Origin of the sequence: Streptomyces sp. N35 (assembly GCF_016464295.1) — a bacterium.
Classification (GTDB): domain Bacteria; phylum Actinomycetota; class Actinomycetes; order Streptomycetales; family Streptomycetaceae; genus Streptomyces.
In genome coordinates this window covers 27064-46426 of the sequence record NZ_JAEIMH010000073.1, presented here as the reverse complement: position 1 = coordinate 46426, position 19363 = coordinate 27064, and the positions used below count along the sequence as shown (strand labels likewise).

The window sequence follows — 19363 nt, the reverse complement described above, 5'->3', positions numbered from 1 at the left end:
GTCAAGGCCAAGCTCGCCGGCATGGGCATGGGCCTCAAGGACAGCCCGCCCGGATTCGACCCCACCACCGCAGCCGATGCCTTCGGCGCCGCCGATGACGCGGACGCCGGATTCGTCGAAACCGAGCAGTACTGAGCGGCTGCCGAGGGACCCGACCACGCGGACGGCCGCACGCCACGCCGTCCGCGTTCACCCCGCTCTTCCGCACGTGACCGGACCGCTGGCGAGGCAGGCAAGGTATCCGGCCCGGCCCACGGCCGGGCCGATCAGCGCAGACCGGCGAAGAGGTCGTCCTCGGGTGCGCTCGCGCCCGTGGCGTCCTTGACGCGGACGAAGGTCTCCATGCCCATCAAGTCGCCGAACTTCTCCTTGCCCATCTTGAGGAAGAAGATGTTCTCGCCCTGACTGGCGTGTGCGGCCAGTGCATCGAACTTCTGACCGCTGTAGGCGGTCGTGTCCACCCACGTGGTGATCTCATCGTCGGGCAGCCCGATCTCGGCCATCGCGGCGGCCTCGGCCGGATCCGGCTCGGGCATGTCGGGGTCCAGCTCGCGCATGATCTCGCCGAACCGCTGCATCCCGGAGCGGGGCATCGTCGTCCAGTACACCTTCGGTGTCAGCGGGGTCATCTCCAGCGCCGCCATCGTGATGCGGTGGGCCTGGATGTGGTCGGGGTGACCGTAGAAGCCGTTCTCGTCGTAGGTGACGACCACATCGGGCTGGTAGTGCCGCATGAGTTCCGCGAGTCGCGCGGCGCCTTCCTCCACGGGGGTCTGCCAGAAGGATCCGGGCGCGTCGTTGCTGGGCCAGCCCACCATTCCGGAGTCCGCATAGTCGAGCATCTCGAGATCGCTGACCTTCAGGACCTCGCAGCTTGCCTCGAGTTCTTGACGGCGCATCGAGGCGACGGCGGCCGGATCGTGCCCGGGATCGCCCGGCTTGACCCCTCCCGGTCCGTCGCCGCAACCGCCGTCGGTACAGGTGACGAGAACCGTGCGGATGCCTTCCGCCGCGTACCGCGCGAGGATTCCTCCCGTTCCGGTGGCCTCGTCGTCGGGGTGGGCGTGCACTGCCATGAGCGTCAAAGGCCGGCCAGTCATGAAACAAGTCCTCCAGCAGTTGTTACGTCTTGGTGGGAGGGTGCGGCGGGCGTACCGATCCCGATGTCCGGGTCCCGGCGGACGGCGACCGTCCGGTCTCCGTGTTCCCGCCCAAGCCGCACCGGCCCCTCGGCTCATGCAACAGCACCGGCAGGAGCTGGTGTTCCCGGCAAGCCGCTCGACCTGCCAGATCTCGGCACGCTCGCCGAACAAATGCGGCGTGATCCAGCCGATGGGACTGTTCCCGTGCCGGGAGCCCAGGCACACCAGTACGCTCCTCAGCCGGCATCAGACGAAGGAGCGCCAGTGATCCCCGCCACCGAGGTCTACATCGCCCGATACAAGGTCGAGACCGAACAGGGCACCCACTACGAGACGAGGCCCATCGTGGCGTGGGACGACACGGGGTACGCCCTCGTGGCCGACACCAAGAAGGGCCGGCTCGTGCGAGCCAACAAGGACAGCAACTTCGCGGGACTCCAGCTGGATGAGGAAGCGCCCGTCATCGCCGCCCTGCCCGGCGGAGGCTGGACCGCGCTCTTCGCAGAGGACGCAGCCGGCAGCAACACCGAACCCGTCCTCGCCTGGCACGTCTTTGCCAGCGGCTTCATGAAGCCCATTGTCATGGAACGCGGAGGGATGCCCGAGGACCCCACGGAGATCGAGAACTTCGTGCGGCTCGTCGCCCCAGGCGAAGAGACTGACCGCTGACCACGAGTGACACAAGCCGCCACAAGACGGGGCTTTGGACCCATGAGGAATGACCCCAAACAAGGCGGCGCCCCCTAGCCCGGGGCCTAGCCCGGGGCCGCTGCCGCTTCGGCGACTTGAGGGGTGGTCGGCTTCGCGGCAGGAGATGGTGTGCGGTAGGCACGAAGGGGGGCGTTGGTCACGGCGACGGCGGCGATGGCAAGGACGGCGGACAGTCCGCCGAAGACGAGCGAGAAGGAGGCGGAGGTGGCCGAAGCCAACAGGCCGCCTCGGAAGTTGCCGAGTTCGGGGCCCGCGACACCGATGACGTGTTCCGCCGAAGAGACCCGCCCCCGAAAGGCGTCCGGGGTCTCCAGTTGAATCAGGGCGCCACGGGTGATCACTGAAACGGTGTCGGCAGCGCCCGCAACGGCCAGGCAGACGAGCGCCAGCCACAAGGGTCCCGCCAAGCCGAAGCAGGCCAGCGCCAGGCCCCAGACGGCGGCAGCGGACAGCTGGACCAGGCCGCTGCGGCGCCAGCGTGTGACCGTGCCGGAGAGCAGACCGGCCGTGATTCCCCCGACCGCGACGGCCGAGAGGAAGAGGCCGAGGGTCTGCGGGTTCCCGCCGAAGCGGAGCTCGTTGATGAGCGGGAAGAGCGCGATCGGCATGGCGAGGAGCGTTGCGGACAGGTCGGTGGCCATCGAGCCCCACAGCGTCGGGCGGCGCAGGACCCGCCAACCGCCACGCTCCGCCCGGCGCCTGACACCCGTATCGGCGCCTTCCGGCCGCATGGCGGGCAGGCGAATCAACGAGAGCGCCGCGACCGCGGTGGCTATGGCTTGGGCGGCGTATGCGGCCGGGAGCTCCCAGCGGGCAATGATCAGGCCGGCCATCGCGGGTCCGGCCAGCATCGCTGCCTGGAAGGAGACGTTCATCAGCGCGAGACCGGCCGCGACCTGATCGCTCGGCAACAACCGGACGGGGAGGATGCGCCGGGCAGGGGCGCCGAGCGCGCTGCAGCTCGTTGCCACGGCAACCAGGGTGAGCAGCAGGATCACACTGCGGTTGCCCGCCATGGCCTGGGCACACAGTCCTGCGGCGGCCACCAATTGGCCGGCTGTGGTGACCCGCACCACCGCACGGCGGTCGAAGGTGTCGGCCAACGTGCCGCCGAGCAGCCCGAACAGCACCATGGGCAGGCCGGTGGCGAGACCGATGGCGCCCGTACCGACCGGGCTGCCGGTCAGGTCCCAGACCTGGGCCAGCACTGCCACGGTGGCTATCTGTCCGCCGAGTTGAGAGGCGGAGGTGCCGATCCAGAGGTCGCGAAACGGTCGGCTGCGCCGCAAGGGGCGGGTGTCGAGGAACCGTATCCGCCCGGTCATCGCGGCGGCTCCACCAGGTGGTCAAGGATCCGCTGCCGCATCGACCGGCGTTCCAGTGCCCGCCGCACCTCCTCGACGACGGCGGTCATGGCATACGGGATCTCACTGTCCAATCCGGCGACCGTCTCGTGGGTGGCACGCCACTCGGCTTCCAGAAACGGCACCAGTGACCGGCCGCGCTCGGACAGGTCGATGCGCCGGGTTCGGGCATCGGGCCCCGGCTCGGAGGTGACCAGGCCCTCCTTGCGCATGGCGGCGATGGTCTGGCTGATCGCGGAGTGTGTACGGCCCAGGGATTTCGCCAGCTCGCGGATGGTCAGCGGTCCGGTATGGGCGAGCCGGATCAGCGGATAGGCGAATCGAGGACGTACGCCCTCGATTCCGCGCTCGACGTAGACCTTCTCGATCTCGGCGTCCATGGCTGCCAGCAGCTCGTGCAGGGCGTGCCAGGGATCGGGGACCGCTGTGGGATCTGAAGATGTCACAGCGCTAATATAACAGCGCTCACATAAATGGGAGCGGTCGCGGCCGAGACCCGCCGCCGCGGATGCGACAGCAGCGGAACCCGTGATTCGTTCTTCTGAGCTTCCGTGGGCACTCGACAGCCGTCGCAGGCGGTCCTAGCCTCCTGGGCGAGCTGCCGGTTCCTGGTCGGCGGCCTGTGGGAGGGGGCGGCATGGGGGCTTTCGACGGGGCGCTGACCGCGAGCCGGTTCACGCTCGCCATCGACGGCGTGGAGGTCGCGTCGTTCGGGCAGTTGAGCGAGCTGAGTTCGGCCGAGGCCATGCTCGACGCCACCGGAAAGCCGGTAGCCGGCTCTCCGCGGCCACGGGTGGTGCTGCTGCGCGGGTGGAGCCCATCGCTCGAGTTGTGATCGTGGCACCAGGCGGCGATCAGCGGCAGTCCTGTCGGACGCAAAGGCTGCACGCTCACGGCCTACGGAGCGGACGGCAAGGCCGTGGCGAAGTACTGGCTGGAGAAGGCGTGGCCGGTACGGCTCAGCATGAGCGCCGTGCCCGGCACCAGCACACAGCAGCTGGCCGAAACACTCACCCTCGGCTGCGATGTGATGCAACGCCTCGCACCCTGAGGCTCACGAGGACCGAAGAACCGATCCCAAGGGGCGGGGGGGGGCGGACGGTGGGCTGGTGGCTGACCGACAGCGAGGGGATCGTGGCCTTCTGGCTGCTGGTCTTCGCCGCGTGCAACGCGCTGCGCGGAGCGTACTGCTGGTTCCGCGACAGGGAGGCGCGCCGGACCGTGGCGAGCCTCATCGCCGGCGAACTCCACCCGGTGCGGGCCTCGTTCCTGCTCGGCGGCATGGCCGAGGCCGCGGAGACCGCGGTCTGCATACTCCTCGACGACGATGTGGTGAGGACTTCCTACGGCGGCGAGTTGCGGCCCACCCGTCGCGGCAGGGAGCAGAGGGACCCTGCCCTGCGCGCCCTGGCCGAGGAGATCCACAGGACGCCGGCCAGCACAACGACCAAGCTGTACGAGATCGTGGACGAGGCCCGCTACGCCCGGTTCCGGGAACTGGTCGAGTCCGGGGCACCCCGGCTGCGTATGACGGCATCCGGCAAGAGTCAGACCCTGATGCTGGCCACCACGATGGTGACCGCGATCGGCATGGGTGTCAGCGCCACTGCGGCCGAAGCGCCCGTGCCGTTCCATCCCGAGGCCGACAGAACGGTCTGGCTCTACGTCTGCATGGCGGCCTGGGCGGTTCAGTGGGGGCCGGCCTGCCTGTGGCCGTCGGAGAAGCGCCGCCGCTGGAAGGCTCTCGACGCGTTCTGCAAGGACAGGGCGGAGAGCACACGTGCGGCCCTGCCCGATGACACGCGACGGGCGATAACCCGAGCCAGGGAGCGGCCGAAGCCACCGCCCCCTCAACCACGGGGCCGCGCGCGCAGTCGGAGCCAGGGCGGCTCCTGGGCCGACAGCGTCGACGTGGATTCCTGCAGCAGTTGCGGCGGATGCGGCGGCGACTGACGCGCCCATCCCACTCGTCGGTGATGGGCCTCGCGCCACGGCGCACCATCACCGGCAGGCAGCCGCCCGACTCGGTCGGCAAGTTCCTCGCCGTCAGCTCAGGCCCGGCGGAAGCGGCAACGGCAGGCTCGCGCCCGTCAGTTCGGACAGCTCCTGCAGTGCATCGAGCAACTCGCGCAGCCGATCGGGGCCGGCCGTCTCCCAGCCGGTCACCTGCCGACGGACTCGTTCGACAAGCGCGGGCGCGAGCTCGGCGGCTGTGGGGCCGACTTGGTTCAGGATGCTCAGTGCGTGGTCGAGATCGCCCGCGACCATGCGGTCCCGCGTCACCATCGTGTCCAGGGGCATGGCCAAGATCGCCCCGGAGGCCAGGTGATGCAGAGCGAGGTACATGGCCCACGCGGCGCTGCGCTGATCTTCGTCCATTGCCGGGCACGCTACCGTCCTGTGTGCCGCCGAGGACAGGGATCCGGTCGCAGTCCCTCCCGGTGGAGGCGGCGTGCCGGATCTGCGGGGTGAACGGGTCGGCGTGGTGGACGGTGGGGGCTAGTACTCCTCACGGTGGGGGCTAGTACTCCTCGTCGTCGTCCTCGAAGCTCCACCGCAGGTCGAACTGGGCGCTGGGCGCGATCGCGTGCAGCGTGTCCCGCCAGGACTGCTCGAGCTTGTCGGACCAGGCGCCGAAGCGCGTCACGATGATGGGGAATTCGGTCCATGCGGAGACGCAGCCCGGATCCGGCTTCGTGTCCACCGACACGTCCCTGTCCAGGTCGTGCTCGACGAGGAACTCGGTCAACGCCTGTGTGACACGGGCGGTCTGCTCTCCGGGCTGCAGTCCGGAAACATCGAGAGTGAGACCAACGGATATCGACATGCGGCAACAGTACGTCCCGCGGTCACGCCTCAACTGGCGCCCCCACCAGCATGGTCGGCGCGTCCCTTGCTCGCGGACGCCGACGCCGGCTTCGCTCAGGAAGCCGTACGCAGAGCCGGGATGGGGCTGCGGCCCGCGCGCAGAGCCGGGACGACGCTGCGGCCCGCGCGCAGAGCCGGATCAGGGCTGCAGCCCGCACGTGTCCGGCTCAGTGGGTGTGCCACGTCGGCGCGGGTGTCTGGGCGCGTCGGCCCGTCACGTACCCGCCGATTCCCAGCCCGATCCCGACCAGCAAGGTCACGATCCCGCCGATGCCCGCCGCGACCGGGCCGGCCGCGGCGACGCGGCTGTCGGTCGCCCGCCCGCGCACCGCCTCGAAGGCGACGCTGCCCGCCTGCTCGTCGAGGAACTCCCGCGAGTCGCGCGCATTGCCCCGGTTGTCACCGAGCAGAAACAGCCGCCCTTGCGGAACTGTGGCCTCGAAGGGCGGCCCCATGCACGGCTCGCCCAGGTTCACGTACGGCTCGTCGACGGGCTTGCCGTTCAAGACGACCTGGCCGCCCTCGCGGCAGGTCACGTGGTCACCGCCGACGCCGACCACCCGCTGCAGCGTCCGTCCTCCGTAGCCGCGTCCGGGCACGTCGATCAGCAGGACGTCGCCTCTGCGGATGTCGTGTGGGTCGACCTCCTCGACGACGAGGGTGTCGCCCTGACGGTAGGTCGGGTTCATGGCATCGCTGTTGACGGTCACGCCTTGGAACTGCATGCGCGCGTACGCGAGTCCCGCGATCAGCACCAATCCGATCGGCACCAGCACCCAGGCCGCCATACGCAGCCCCCGGCCCGCCCTGTGCCCGTGCTTGACCGCCCCTTGCCGCATCACTCGTTTCCTTCCTGCGCCGCCCGGCGTCCGGACGGACGGGGCGGCGCAGGACAAGAGATCGAGGGGTGTGGGCGCACGGGCGCGGACATCTCGGGCGAATCACCGGAGATGCCCGGGCGCGCGTCTCACTGGTGCTCCCCCGCATACCCCGCGCCGGAACTACCCGGCGTACGTCTCGAACTCGGCGATCCTGGGTGTGGCGATGGAGCCTGTGATCTCGAAGGTGATTTTGCCGAGGGTGGTCTTGGGGACGGTGATGACGCCCGCACCGGTTCCGGTGGCCAGCACGGCGCCGGTGTCGGCGTTGAGGACCCGCCAGGACCCGATGCGTCCGGTCGCTCCGGCCGCCTCGCGGATGTTGAGTTTCGCGACGGCGGTGGGCGAGCCCCACTTGATGGAGATGGATCCGGTGGCGCCGGCCGGCGACCAGTACGTACTCATATTGCCGTCGCGCACGTTGCCGTAGCTGGTCCCGTCGCCCTTGCTGGTTCCGTCGGAGCCGGCACCGATGCTGAGGTTCGTGCCGCTCGGCGGGGTCGTCGGGTCCGGGCTCGGCGGCGGGGTCGTCGGGTCCGGGCCGGTCGGCGGGGTCGTCGGGTCGGGGGACGGCGTGGTCGGCGTGCAGCTGCCGTCCGAGACCTGCAGGCCCTTGCCGGCGCCCGCGGTGCGGCTGACGACGTCGGGGACGCAGCTCGCGTTGTCGAGGGTGTAGGCGTACGGGATGCTGATGCTGGTGTTGGACTGCGGGTTCGGGCCGGCCGGCTTGTAGTCCGAACTCGCGGGCGACCAGGTCACGTTGTCGAAGATGTTGCCGCTGACCTGCCAGTAGCCGGTCGTGGTGGTGTAGAAGGTGCCGAGGACGTCCTTGGAGTCCTCGAAGTAGTTGCTGTCCACCTTGGCCTTGCCGCCGGCGCGGGAGTTGATACCGGAGTCGTTCACGCCCGCGTAGTGGTTGTTGTAGATGTGGGCGGTGCCGCCGCGGAGCAGGGGGACGCGGGAGTCGAGGTTCTCGTACCGGTTGTGGTGGTACGTGATGTAGCTGTTGGAGACCTCGGTCTCGCTGGACCCGATGAGGCCGCCGCGGCCCGAGTTGCGCAGGATGCTGTACGACAGGGTCACGTACTGGGTGTTGTCCTTCATGTCGAACAGACCGTCGTAGCCCTCGGATTCGCCGCCCGAGGCCTCCAGGGTCACGTGGTCGACCCAGACGTTGCGTACGCCGCTCTCCATGCCGATGGCGTCGCCGCCGTTGGAGGTGGGCGAGCCGGACTTCTTGACGTTCTTGACCGTCACGTTCTGGATGATGATGTTGCTGGACTCGCGGATGTGAATGCCCAGTTGGTCGAAGACGGCTCCGCTGCCGACCCCGACGAGCGTGACGTTGCTGATCTGCTTGAGTTCGATCACGCCGTCGGCGGTGTTGCAGCTCGTGCCGGACACCTTGGCGGTGTTGGCGTGGTCGATGGTGCCCTCGACCTGGATCGTGATCGGCGTACTGCTGCTCGCCCGACCGCACAGCGCGGCGTGGATCTGGGTCCCGGTGGTCGCCCGTACGGTCTGGCCGCCGGCGCCACCCGTGGTCCCGCCGTTCTGGGTCGCGAATCCGGTGACCCCGCCGGTGGCCGCGGCTGACGCCTGCGGCATCACCGCCAGCGCGCCGGCGGCGACGGCCGCGACCGCCGTCGTCGCCCAAACCGCTCTGATGCCCCGCGTTCTTGCTCGTGCCATGTCTCTCCCCAATTCGCCGTCGAATGCCGGATGTTGCGGGTCCTGGCTGCGGGGTCGCTGTTCGGGCACGTGAACACGCGGGAACGCGCCGACGGGCCGACCGTGCGCCGCAGCAGCAGGGGAAAGCGCTTACCGTTCGGGAAGTTAAGGGCCTGTCGCGGACGCGTCAAGTGCCGTGACGTAAACGCCACTCACATCCTTGAACGCTGAAGGGTGTGGCTCACCATGGAATCGCGCACCTCGCGCTGGCGGCAGCGGGGCGGTGGCGATCGGTGACCTGGCCCACCTCGGTCGGCACATGCCTCAGAAGGTCACCGGTCAGCTGAAGCCGAGTTCGGTGAAGGCGCAACCCCCGCGGGCGGCATGGGGCAATGCCTGCCGGGATACGAGCTTCGGAGTCTGCCGGAAGTACTGATGGAAGCCCGAGGCCCGGAACTTCAAGTCAAACGCATGGCCTTCGATGTGCCAGAGCGGGCAGTGTGCAAAGTTCGGGCGTTCATCGTCCGCCACCAGCCGGTGCACCCTGTCGACCTCCAAGTCCAGGGCAAGATCCCTGAAGTCGAGGTCGAGGAGAAGACGCGGCCGGATGTCGTTGGCCGGCTGCACGGACAAGCCGTGGATGTTGGCGTCATGCCACCCCATGTCTTCGAGATCTGCGTCGCTCCAAGTGTTCCCAGACGGCCACGCTCGCTCGCCTCGCGTCCGCACTCCTTCGCCGACGAACTACTCGCGCCCGCAATGGCCTTACCGCTGGGCGGTCTCTGCGTCGTAGGGTCACGAGCGTGACCGAACCCCAATCGAGCGAGGCACTGAAGAACTTTCTCAACACGCTGCGGGGCGGCGAAGTCCGCACCGGCCGCGTCATCAGCGTCGAGGACCAGGAGGCACTCGTCGAACTGGACGGGTTCTCCGGTCCGGGGAATGCGCTGGGACGTATCCCTCTTGGCGATCTGACTCTCAAGGCCATCGGGCATCCGTCCGAAGCCGTGAGCGTCGGGCAGCGGCTCACCTTCGAGGTGATAGCCGTCGACTGGCAGCAGCAGTGCGTCTGGGCCTCCGCTTCAGCGTGTGAGGACCCGTCTCTGCGAGCGTTCCTTCTCGGCCTTCGGCGCGGTGCAAGACACGAGGGGCAAGTACAGAGCGTCCACAACTTCGGTGTCTTCGTGAACCTCGACAGCGAACCGGCCAATCAGTGCACCGGGTTCATCAGGGGCCCCGAACTGAGCTGGCTGCGCATCGACCATCCCGCAGACGCCGTCACAGCTGGACAGCGGGTCGTCGGCGAGATCATCGGCATCAACACCCGGCGTGGACAGGTTCAGCTGTCGCTGAAAGCTCTCCAAGAGGACCCGCTCGTTGCCTTCGCGGACCAGACAGGCATGGTCACGACCGGGCAGGTCACCAAGCTGATTCCGTTCGGAGCCTTCGTCCGTATCGCCGACGGTGTCGAGGGCCTCGTGCACAACACCTTCCGCGACGAGCCCGTCGAGCACCCCGGCCAGATCGTGAGCGAGGGCGAAGAGATCACCGTACGGATCGTCGAGGTCGACCTCGTGCGGCGCCGCCTCACCCTGTCCGCCAGAAATCTGCCGCAGAACGGTAAACGATCTACCTGAAAACTGGAAGCGATCTCCAGGGCCGGCACCCTTGAGTCCTGTCCCGTACCTGATCTTCAGGTTGCTGCGGGGCGGCGTTCGTTCTGGCCTGGCTTGCCTTGAACTGGGCGCGAGGAAACCGAGGTTCGGCGCACTCCCGTTGCGTAGGCTCGTGGTGTGGAGTGGCATTTGGTGCTCGGCTTCGTGGCCGCGGTCACACCTCTGACGTTGATTCCCGGCACGAGCTTCACGCTGGTCACGCAGCAGGTCATCGCCGGGTCGCGGTCCGACGGGGTGCGCGCGGCGTTTGGCTCGGCGTGCGGGCTCTTGGTTCACGCGGCGTTTGCCGCGGTCGGCCTGTCTGCCCTCGTCAGCTCGTCGGCTCGGGCGCTGACGGTGCTGAAGTTCCTGGGCGGCATCTATCTCATCTGGTTGGGCTGGACCACCTGGCGCTCGGCGCGTCGAGGCGTCGAAGCAACGACACGCAGGCGTTGGCGCCTGCCGTGGGCCCAACTCGGGGGCTTCGGCCAGGGGATGTGGTCCAACGTGCTCAACCCGAAGGCTGCGTCGGTGTACCTCACCCTGGCGCCGCAGTTCCTGACCTCCGGCCGCCCCATCACACCGCAGATCGTCATGCTTGCGGTCGCACATATCGCCATCGTCCTGGTGTGGCTGCTGTTCTGGACGTCCGTGGTCGCCACCGCACGCACGGCAATCGACACACCTCGGTTCCGCCGCGGGATGAGCCGTCTGGCGGGAGCCGTGCTGGTCGCCTTTGGGGTTCGAACAGCGACGTCGAGTTGAACCCGCGCGGCTTCTTCGCCGTCCCGCCGGCGAGCGGGCCACGACGAAGCGCGCCACAAGGTGTGTGCCCCTGTGGCGCGCCCGTCACGTTTCATTCCTTTCGTCAGGGCAGGGTCCATTTCTGGTTGGGGCCGGTGTGGCAGCTCCACAGGTGGACGGGCGTACTGTCGTTCCACGTACCACCGGAGGCATCCAGGCACTTCGCCGACTGCGGATTGCGGATCGTGCCGTCGGACTGCGGCGCCCACTTCTGCGCACCCGAGCCATTGCACGTATACAGCTGGATCTTCGTTCCGTCCGCGCTGCCACCACCCGACACATCAAGGCACTTGCCCAACGCCCGCAGCGTCTGGTCCGCGGCTGCCGTCCACTGCTGCGCCGCGGAGGTGTTGCAGGTGTAGATCTGGATCTGCGTTCCGTCCGCACTCGCCCCGCCCCGCACATCCAGGCACTTGCCGTTCACCCCTTTCACCGCGCCCGTACGCGGCGTCGGATCAGGGGTTCCTGTCTGCTTGATGCGGATGTTGCGGAACGCGACGTCGTCACCGCTGCCGTGGTTCTGGAGGCCGATGTGGCCCTGCTTGAGGCTGCGGGCGGGATCCGTGTTGGTGAAGTCGTTGATCTTCCGGCCGTTGAGGAAGATCTCCAGACGCTCACCGGTGACGCGGAGTTCGTAGGTGTTCCACTCCCCCGGCGGGTTCAACGCCGCGTCGCGTGCCGCGAGGTCGGCCGACTTGAAGCCGTACACCGACCCCGTGGTGCGGTCCGCGGTGTCCGTCGCGTCGATCTGGATCTCGTAGCCGTTGTTCACCGCCGACCAGGGATCGTCGGAGGCGGGGAAGCCCACGAAGACACCGGAGTTGTCGTCGCCGGGCATGCGCCAGTCGAGCTTGAGCGAGTAGTCGCCGGTGAATTCCTTCGCGTTGTACCAGAGCATGCCGAGACCGTCGTACGAGGTGAGTGTTCCGTCGGCCAGGGTGAAGCCGCCGGGTCCCGCCTGCTTCCAGCCGGTGGTGGAGGAGCCGTTGAACAGGGACGAGTAGCCGGTCTCCGGCCGGCAGTCCGCCTCGGTCATCCCGGCCGCCCACCGGATGCCGCCGAGGAGGTGCCGGGTGAACGCCGCCTCCGTATAGGAGCCTTCGGTGTGGCCGCCTCCGGTGTAGAACGCCCGCCCGCCCTGGTAGTCCTTGCACCAGGCGATCGGATGGTCGCCGGACATGCTGCCGCCCGAGTAGCTGGACTCGTCGAGCGAGGCCAGGACGCGGGCCGATGTCCGGGGATTGGAGCGGTAGTTGTACCACTCGTCGGTGCGCTGCCAGGCCGCCGGCAGATGGGCCGTGGCGTCGTGCGCGCGGTCCTCGACCTTGACCGTCGCCGGCTGAATGGCCGGATGTGACTGGAACAGTGCCCCGGCAAGGCCCGCGTAGAAGGGCCAGTCGTACTCGGTGTCGGCGGCCGCGTGGATGCCCACGTAACCGCCGCCGCCCTTGATGTAGCCCTCGAACGCGGTCTGCTGCGCGCCGTCGAGGACGTCGCCTGTCGTGGAGAGGAACACGACAGCCTTGTACTGGCCGAGGTTGGCCGTGGTGAAGGCCGCGGCGTTCTCCGTGGCGTCGACGGTGAAGTTGTTCGCGGCGCCGAGTGAGCGCAGGGCCGTGAGGCCCTCATCGATCGAGGAGTGCCTGAAGCCCGCCGTCTTGGAGAAGACGAGCACCTTGTACGCCGGGTCGGCGGCAATGCGCGCTTGCTGCGGGGCGGCCGGAGCCGTCCGTTCGGCGGTCTGCGCCACGGCCTGCGGGCTCAGCAGCAGGGCCGCGCCCGCGAGAAGGCCGAGCAGCGTTCTCGGGCCTGAGCGTGTGAAGAGTCTTGTACGCATGATGCGTTGCACCTCCATCCCGTTACGGCAGGGTCCACTTCTGGTTGGCGCCGGTGTGGCAGGTCCACAGATGGACCGGTGTGCTGTCGTTCCACGTACTGCCCGACGCATCGAGGCACTTCGCCGACTGAGGGTTGCGGATCGTGCCGTTGGACTGCGCGGCCCACTTCTGTGCCCCGGAGCCGTTGCACGTGTACAGCTGGATCTTCGTTCCGTCCGCGCTGCCGCCACCGGAGACGTCGAGGCACTTGCCCAGAGCTCGCAGGGTCTGGTCCGTGGCAACGGTCCACTGCTGCGCGGCAGAGGTGTTGCAGGTGTAGATCTGTATCTGCGTTCCGTCCGCACTCGCCCCGCCCCGCACATCCAGGCACTTGCCGTTCACGCCCTTGACGAGACCTGTGCGCGCGGTGGGGGTGCCGGTGGTGAAGGAGAACTCGTCCACGTCGAACAGGGAGCCGGTGGCGCCCTTGAAGACGAGGTACAGACTCGTGGATGCGGCCGGTTGGTTGCTCAGATCGGCCGTGACGTCCTGGAAGGTCTCCCAGCCGCCGGTCACCGGCACGGTCGCCGTGCCGAGCAGCGTGCCCGTGGTCGATCCCGCCCGGATCTCGATGGTGCCGCCGGTGCCGCCCGAGGACACCCGCGCCGTGAACTTGGTGGCGTTGGACAGCGCGTACGGCGTGAAGGAGATCCAGTCGCCGTTCTCGATGTAGCCGACGGTCTTTCCGCCGTGTGCCGGGGTGTGGCTGACGACCTGGACGCCCGAGGACGACGAGTAGTGCTCGCCCTGGCGGTGACTGGGCTGGATGACGTGCTGGTCGTGGGTGGTCAGTGCGGGCTGGCCGTTCGCTCCCTTGTCGGTGTATTCGGCGTCGATGACCCCGAAGATGTTCGCGTTCGGGTCGTGTTCACCGTCGGCCAGGGTCTGCAGCGTGCCCGTGCAGCCGGTGGTCGAGGTCTGCGGGTGGCCGTGGCTGTCGTGGCCGACGATGAAGGTGACCTTGACCTTGGAGCAGTCGATCGTGCCGTCCTCGGGATCGGTCACCGTCACCTTGAACGGGATCGCCGCGCCGAAGTCGTGGATCGCCCCGTCCAGGGGCAGGTCGACGCGGACCGTGGGAGCCGTGTTGCCGACGGTGATCTGCACCGACGCGGTCGCCGACTTGCCGGTCGTGTCCGTCACTTTGAGCGTCGCCGTGTACTGGCCGTTGGCGGTGTAGGTGTGCGAGGGGTTGGCGGCCGTGGAGGTCGCGCCGTCGCCGAAGGTCCATGCGTACGTCAGCGCGTCGCCGTCGGCGTCGGACGTACCCGCGGAGGAGAAGGCCACCGCGAGCGGCGCCTTGCCCGAGGTCACGTTCGCCTTGGCCTGTGCCACCGGGGCGTGGCCGCCGGTGACGTGCTCGATGCGGTACAGGGCCGAGTTGGCGTCACCGTTGAAGTAGCCGGTGCCGTAGTCGAGGACGTACAGCGCGCCGTCAGGCCCGAAGGCCATGTCCATCACCTGCGTGCCGGCCCAGGGGAAGGCGTTGATGGACTGCACGGTTCCATCGGCCGCCTGCTCGATCCGCTTGATCCATCGGCGGCCGAACTCTCCGGCGAAGAAATCCCCGTCGTAGCTCTCGGGGAACTTCACGTCCGAGGTCGAGGCCGCGTCGTAGCGGTAGACGGGCCCGCCCATCGGCGACTCGGATCCGGAACCGAACTCGGGTACCGAGCCGCCGTCGTACGGAATCCAGGCGGCCTGCGCCGGCGGCAGGTCGGTCAGGCCGGTGTTGCGCGGCGAGGTGTTCTTCGGCGCGGCGCACTCGAACTTGGCGCCGGAGGTACCGGTGGCGAAGTTGTAGTCCACGTAGGCGTCGTTCTTGCCGGTGCAGTACGGCCAGCCGAAGTTGCCGGCCTTGGTGACGCGGGCGAACTCCACCTGGCCCGCGGGGCCGCGGGTGGCGCTCGCGGTTCCCGAGTCGGGGCCGTAGTCCCCGACGTAGACGATGCCGGTGGTCTTGTCGACGCTCATCCGGAACGGGTTGCGAAAGCCCATCGCATAGATCTCGGACCGTGTCTTCGCGGTGCCCGGTGCGAAGAGGTTGCCGGCCGGCGCGGAGTACGTGCCGTCCGCGTTGACCTTGATGCGCAGGATCTTGCCGCGCAGGTCGTTGGTGTTGCCGGCGCTGCGCTGGGCGTCGTAGGCGGGGTTGCGGTTGGCGCGTTCGTCGATCGGCGTGTAGCCGTCGGAGGCGAACGGGTTGGTGTCGTCGCCCGTCGACAGGTAGAGGTTGCCGGCCTTGTCGAAGTCGATGTCGCCGCCGACGTGACAGCAGATGCCGCGCGAGGCGGGCACGTCGAGGATCTTCTTCTCACTGGCCAGGTCGAGCGTGCCGTCTTGTTTGAGGACGAAGCGCGACAGCCGGTTCACGCCGTCGAACGGCGCGAAGTCCGCCGCCGATCCCTCGGCCGGGGCGTCGCCCGCCGGAGTGGTCAACTTTGGTGCGTAGTACAGGAAGACGAACCGGTTCGAGGCGAAGGCGGGGTCGATACCGATGCCTTGCAGGCCTTCTTCGTCATGGCTGTACACGTCGAGCTTGCCGGCCACCTTGGTGGTTCCCGCGGCGTCCGTCAGCCGCAGCGTGCCGTCGCGTGAGGTGTGCAGCACCGAGCGGTCCGGCAGTACGGCCATGGTCATGGGCTCACCGGTTTCGGCGACTCCCTTGGCCAACGTGACCTGCTGGAACTCCTCGGCCGCCGCGGAGGGCTCATGCTCTGCGGCCGCCGCGACCGGGCTCAGGGCGCCGGCGGCGAGCAGCGCCGACACGATCAGTGCCGGCAGGCGGCGTCTGCGATGTCTTGGTGCTCTCGTGGATCCAGGCATGCGTATGCGCACGGGTGCCTCCCGTTGGGGGGTCAAGGCCTGAACAGGACGGGCAGGGGAGAGCTCGGCGCGCGCCGTCGCGCCGTGGTCGGCCGGCCCACCAGAGAGTTGACCGGTCCATTTCAGGAAGTTAGCGGCGTTGGTCTGATCCCGGAAGCCCTTCAGCACGCACGCTCACTACTTTCCCCACGGCCAGGACAAAGGAGGAGATCCAGTCGGCGTCCCACCCGGCCATGCGCGCTGGAGGGCCTGGCTGTCTGCGGGGAAGTTCGGCGTCACCGTTCGCCGTGCCGCGAACCCGCACCTGCGCCACGCTGGAAAGTGCCGGAGCGGCCGTACGCGCTCGCAGTCCCGGAGGCCGGAGGTGCTGATGGAACCCGTGGAGGCGCTGGAACGGATCGCCTTTCTGCTGGAACGGGGCCGCGCACCCACCTACCGGGTGCGCGCCTTCCGTACGGCGGCCGCCGTCGTGCGGGGTCTCGCCGAGGGCGAAGCCGCGAGCCGCGCCGCCGACGGGTCGCTGGAGTCGCTCAAGGGGATCGGCCCCAAGACCGCCGGTGTCATCCGTGAGGCCCTGGCCGGCGACGTACCCGGCTATCTGGAGCGGCTCGAAGAGGAGTCACGCGAACCGATCGCCGAGGGCGGCGCCGAACTGCGGGCGCTGCTGCGTGGCGACTGTCATCTGCACTCCGACTGGTCCGACGGCGGGGGCCCCATCGAGGAAATGGGCCGGGCCGCACGGGAGATCGGGCACGAATGGGCGGTGCTCACCGACCACTCCCCGCGGCTGACCATCGCCCGTGGCCTCTCCCCGCAGCGGCTGCGCGAGCAACTGGAGGTCATCACCCGGCTGAACGAGAGCTGGGCGCCCTTCCGGCTGCTCAGCGGCATCGAGTGCGACATCCTGGAGGACGGCTCCCTGGACCAGGAGCCCGAACTGCTCGACCGGCTCGATGTGGTGGTCGTCTCCGTCCACTCCAAGCTGCGCATGGACGCGGCTGCGATGACACGCCGTATGGTCCGCGCGGTCGGCAACCCCCGCGCCGACATCCTCGGGCACTGCACCGGTCGCCTCGTCACCGGACGCGGCCGTCCCGAGTCCGAGTTCGACGCGGATGAGGTGTTCGCCGCGTGCGCGGAAGCGGGCACGGCGGTGGAGATCAACAGCCGACCCGAACGGCTCGACCCGCCACGGCGCCTGCTGCGCAAGGCAGTTGAGGCCGGGGTGCTGTTCTCCGTCGACACCGACGCCCACGCGCCCGGCCAGTTGGACTGGCAGATCATCGGCTGCGCACGGGCCGAGGAGTGCGGCGTGCCCGCGGAGCGCGTCGTGACCACCTGGACGGCCGACGAAGTGCTGGCCTGGACACGCAAGAGCCGGGCGCGGTCCGCCCGTTGACGACCTCGGGCGGCCGGAACGGCCGTCCGGCCGCGGCACGCAGGTGGTCAGGCTCCGCCGTCCAGTGCCGTCAGCACCCGGTCCGGTGTGAGGGGCAGTTCCCGCAGCCGCACGCCCGTCGCGTGATACACCGCGTTGCCGATGGCAGCGGCCGTTCCGACGATGCCGATCTCGCCGATCCCTTTGCTCCCCATGGGATTGAGGTGAGGGTCCTCCTCGTCGATCCAGTGCGCCTCGACCACCGGTACATCGGCATGCGCGGGCACGTGGTAACCGGCGAGGTCGGCCTCCGTGAAGTCGCCGAAGGCGGCATCCATCGTGCTGCCCTCCGTCAACGCCATCCCCAGTCCCATGACCATCCCGCCGACGAACTGCGAGCGGGCCGTGCGGGCGTTGAGAATGCGTCCGGCGGCGTAGACCCCGAGGAGGCGGCGCACCCGGACTTCGCCGGTCACCGTGTCGACGCCGACCTCGGCGAAGTGGGCGCCGAACGCGTGCCGCGCGAAGTCGCTGTCGGCGTCGGCGATACCCGCCGTGTCGGCCCTGGCGCTGATCCCCTCCGGGGGCAACTCCTTGTCCGGGGACCCCGTGAGCCGCTCGGCAAGGCGCGCGCAGGCCTCGTGCACCGCCCAGCCCCAGGACGCCGTTCCCGAGGATCCGCCGGCCAGCGGCGCGGCCGGCAGGTCGCTGCTCCCGATCTCGGTGCGCACCCGCTCCACCGGCACGCCCAGCGCGTCAGCGGCGACCTGCGCGAGCACCGTACGCGCGCCCGTACCGATGTCGGTGGCGTTGACCCGCACCACGTAACTGCCGTCAGGGAAGGCGTGGGCGACGGCCTGGGACGGCGAGGCGTTCACCGGGTAGGTGGCCGAGGCCACTCCGCTCCCCACCAGGACGGTTCCCCGCACGCTGGAGTGGGGACGCGGATCGCGCTCGGCCCAGCCGAAGCGGCGGGCGCCCTCCCTCAGGCACTCGGCGAGATGACGGCTGCTGAACGGTTTCGAACTGTCGGGCTCGGTGTCGGTGTCGTTGCGCAGCCGCAGGTGAACCGGGTCGACGCCGAGCTCGACGGCCAGTTCGTCCATCGCCGACTCCAGCGCGTACATGCCGGGTGCCTCTCCCGGCGCCCGCATCCAGGAAGGGCTCGGCACATCGAGGGGCACCACGCGGTGGGTGGTGCGAGCGTGCGGCGACGGATACATGACGCGGGTGGCGGCGGCTCCCGTCTCCACGAACTCCTTGACTCGGGAGGTGTAACCGGTCACCTCATGGATCACCGAGAGCAGCGTGGCGTCGTCCCGTGCCGCGAGCCGCAGCCGGTGCACGGTCGGCGAGCGGTGTCCGACGACAGCGGGCAACTGCCGCCGGGGCAGGGCGAGTTTCACGGGCCTGCCGGTGACCCGGGCGGCCATGGCTGCCAGCACGACATGCGGCCGGGGTGTGCCCTTGGAACCGAAGCCGCCGCCGACGTGCTCGGAGACCACCGTGATCCGCTCCGCGGGCAGTTCGAACAGGCCGGCCAAGACGTCGCGGACGGTGGTCGCTCCCTGGCTGGCGTCGTGCACGGTCAGCTGCCCGTCCCGCCATTGCGCGGTGGCCGCGTGCGGCTCCATCGGGTGGTTGTGCAGGGGCGGCACGCGGTATTCGACGTCGACGCGCACCGGCGCGGACTCGAACGCCGCCTCCGCGTCACCGCGCACGTGCTCCCCCGACGTGCCGTCCTTGTCCTCGGGGACGTACGCATCGGGATGGTCGGTGCGCAGGGTGACGTCGTGGTCTTCCTCGGCGTAGTCGATGCGGACGGCCGCGGCGCCCTCGCGCGCCGCCTCCAGGGTGTCGGCGACGACGAGCGCGACGTACCAGCCTCGGTGCGGTACGCGCTCGTCCTGCAGCACGGCGAGGGTCGCGTCCTCCGGTTCGGCCAGGCGCGGCGCGTTCAGGTGGCTGAGGACCTTGATGACCCCGGGCACCGCGAGAGCCGCCTGGTCGTCGACGGCCGTGACCTTGCCGCGCGCCACGCCGGCGGGCACGGGCCAGGCATAGGCGCAGCCTTCGGGCAGATACTCGGCGGCGTAGTGGGCGGTCCCGGTCACCTTGTCGGGCCCTTCTCGGCGCTCGGCAGGCGCCCCGAGAGCACTGACGGTGTCCGGCATGAGGTTCTCCCTGGA

The 19363-nt window shown here is 69.1% G+C and carries 18 protein-coding genes and 1 pseudogene; 8 read left to right on the top strand and 11 right to left on the bottom strand.

What is annotated here, in order from left to right; all coding sequences use genetic code 11:
* Nucleotides 1-135 (top strand): annotated as a pseudogene (locus tag JAO81_RS31735) (DNA-directed RNA polymerase subunit alpha); the annotation flags it as partial.
* 131 nt (nucleotides 136-266) lie between these two features.
* On the opposite strand, the gene JAO81_RS31730 reads toward JAO81_RS31735, so the two are convergent.
* Nucleotides 267-1100, bottom strand: a complete 834-nt coding sequence (locus JAO81_RS31730; RefSeq protein ID WP_199551414.1) for a PIG-L family deacetylase — start codon at nucleotides 1098-1100, stop codon at nucleotides 267-269.
* Between the two features lie 306 nt (nucleotides 1101-1406).
* On the opposite strand from JAO81_RS31730, the gene JAO81_RS31725 reads away from it, so the two are divergent.
* Nucleotides 1407-1811: a hypothetical protein gene (locus tag JAO81_RS31725; protein ID WP_199551413.1), complete on the top strand. Its 405-nt coding sequence runs from the start codon at nucleotides 1407-1409 to the stop codon at nucleotides 1809-1811.
* 86 nt (nucleotides 1812-1897) lie between these two features.
* Here JAO81_RS31725 and JAO81_RS31720 read toward each other — a convergent pair whose 3' ends face one another.
* Both JAO81_RS31720 and JAO81_RS31715 read right to left on the bottom strand, forming a co-directional pair.
* Nucleotides 1898-3178: an MFS transporter gene (locus JAO81_RS31720; protein WP_199551412.1), complete on the bottom strand. Its 1281-nt coding sequence runs from the start codon at nucleotides 3176-3178 to the stop codon at nucleotides 1898-1900.
* The gene (locus tag JAO81_RS31715; RefSeq protein WP_307813923.1) at nucleotides 3175-3663 is read right to left on the bottom strand and encodes a MarR family transcriptional regulator; all 489 of its coding nucleotides are present in this window, start codon (nucleotides 3661-3663) and stop codon (nucleotides 3175-3177) included. Before JAO81_RS31715 ends, JAO81_RS31720 begins: the two co-directional genes overlap by 4 nt.
* A 191-nt stretch (nucleotides 3664-3854) precedes the next feature.
* Here JAO81_RS31715 and JAO81_RS31710 point away from each other — a divergent pair, with 191 nt between their 5' ends.
* From JAO81_RS31710 to JAO81_RS31705, 3 genes are all read left to right on the top strand, one after another.
* Nucleotides 3855-4052: a hypothetical protein gene (locus JAO81_RS31710; RefSeq protein ID WP_199551411.1), complete on the top strand. Its 198-nt coding sequence runs from the start codon at nucleotides 3855-3857 to the stop codon at nucleotides 4050-4052.
* Nucleotides 4053-4136: 84 nt separating this feature from the next.
* Nucleotides 4137-4268 (top strand): hypothetical protein, encoded by a 132-nt coding sequence (locus tag JAO81_RS43480; RefSeq protein WP_267913087.1) that lies wholly within the window; start codon nucleotides 4137-4139, stop codon nucleotides 4266-4268.
* A gap of 50 nt (nucleotides 4269-4318) precedes the next feature.
* Nucleotides 4319-5170, top strand: coding sequence for a hypothetical protein (locus JAO81_RS31705; RefSeq protein ID WP_199551410.1), 852 nt, complete (start codon nucleotides 4319-4321; stop codon nucleotides 5168-5170).
* Between the two features lie 93 nt (nucleotides 5171-5263).
* On the opposite strand, the gene JAO81_RS31700 is transcribed toward JAO81_RS31705, so the two are convergent.
* From JAO81_RS31700 to JAO81_RS31680, 5 genes are all read right to left on the bottom strand, one after another.
* Entirely contained in the window at nucleotides 5264-5596 is a 333-nt protein-coding gene (locus JAO81_RS31700; RefSeq protein WP_199551409.1) for a hypothetical protein, read from the bottom strand.
* A gap of 142 nt (nucleotides 5597-5738) precedes the next feature.
* Nucleotides 5739-6044, bottom strand: coding sequence for a hypothetical protein (locus JAO81_RS31695; protein WP_199551408.1), 306 nt, complete (start codon nucleotides 6042-6044; stop codon nucleotides 5739-5741).
* Between the two features lie 208 nt (nucleotides 6045-6252).
* A complete protein-coding gene (gene lepB / locus JAO81_RS31690; RefSeq protein WP_199551407.1) occupies nucleotides 6253-6924 on the bottom strand; it encodes a signal peptidase I in 672 nt (223 codons plus the stop codon).
* Nucleotides 6925-7086: 162 nt separating this feature from the next.
* Nucleotides 7087-8655 (bottom strand): polysaccharide lyase family 1 protein, encoded by a 1569-nt coding sequence (locus tag JAO81_RS31685; RefSeq protein ID WP_199551406.1) that lies wholly within the window; start codon nucleotides 8653-8655, stop codon nucleotides 7087-7089.
* A gap of 318 nt (nucleotides 8656-8973) precedes the next feature.
* Complete coding sequence (locus JAO81_RS31680) at nucleotides 8974-9267, bottom strand: hypothetical protein (RefSeq protein ID WP_233416201.1); 294 nt, start codon at nucleotides 9265-9267, stop codon at nucleotides 8974-8976.
* 170 nt (nucleotides 9268-9437) lie between these two features.
* Between JAO81_RS31680 and JAO81_RS31675 the strand changes: the two genes are divergently transcribed.
* Nucleotides 9438-10271 (top strand): S1 RNA-binding domain-containing protein, encoded by an 834-nt coding sequence (locus JAO81_RS31675; RefSeq protein WP_199551404.1) that lies wholly within the window; start codon nucleotides 9438-9440, stop codon nucleotides 10269-10271.
* Nucleotides 10272-10427: 156 nt separating this feature from the next.
* Entirely contained in the window at nucleotides 10428-11054 is a 627-nt protein-coding gene (locus JAO81_RS31670) for a LysE family translocator (RefSeq protein ID WP_199551403.1), read from the top strand.
* A gap of 103 nt (nucleotides 11055-11157) precedes the next feature.
* On the opposite strand, the gene JAO81_RS31665 is transcribed toward JAO81_RS31670, so the two are convergent.
* Nucleotides 11158-12930: a ThuA domain-containing protein gene (locus JAO81_RS31665; protein ID WP_199551402.1), complete on the bottom strand. Its 1773-nt coding sequence runs from the start codon at nucleotides 12928-12930 to the stop codon at nucleotides 11158-11160.
* Between the two features lie 22 nt (nucleotides 12931-12952).
* Nucleotides 12953-15796, bottom strand: a complete 2844-nt coding sequence (locus tag JAO81_RS31660; RefSeq protein ID WP_199551419.1) for a PQQ-dependent sugar dehydrogenase — start codon at nucleotides 15794-15796, stop codon at nucleotides 12953-12955.
* A gap of 370 nt (nucleotides 15797-16166) precedes the next feature.
* Here JAO81_RS31660 and JAO81_RS31655 point away from each other — a divergent pair, with 370 nt between their 5' ends.
* Nucleotides 16167-17195 carry a PHP domain-containing protein gene (locus tag JAO81_RS31655; RefSeq protein ID WP_199551401.1) on the top strand — a complete coding sequence of 343 codons (1029 nt, stop codon included), beginning with the start codon at nucleotides 16167-16169 and terminating at the stop codon, nucleotides 17193-17195.
* Between the two features lie 47 nt (nucleotides 17196-17242).
* Here JAO81_RS31655 and JAO81_RS31650 read toward each other — a convergent pair whose 3' ends face one another.
* Nucleotides 17243-19348, bottom strand: coding sequence for a xanthine dehydrogenase family protein molybdopterin-binding subunit (locus tag JAO81_RS31650; protein WP_199551400.1), 2106 nt, complete (start codon nucleotides 19346-19348; stop codon nucleotides 17243-17245).
* Between the last annotated feature and the right edge of the window lie 15 nt (nucleotides 19349-19363).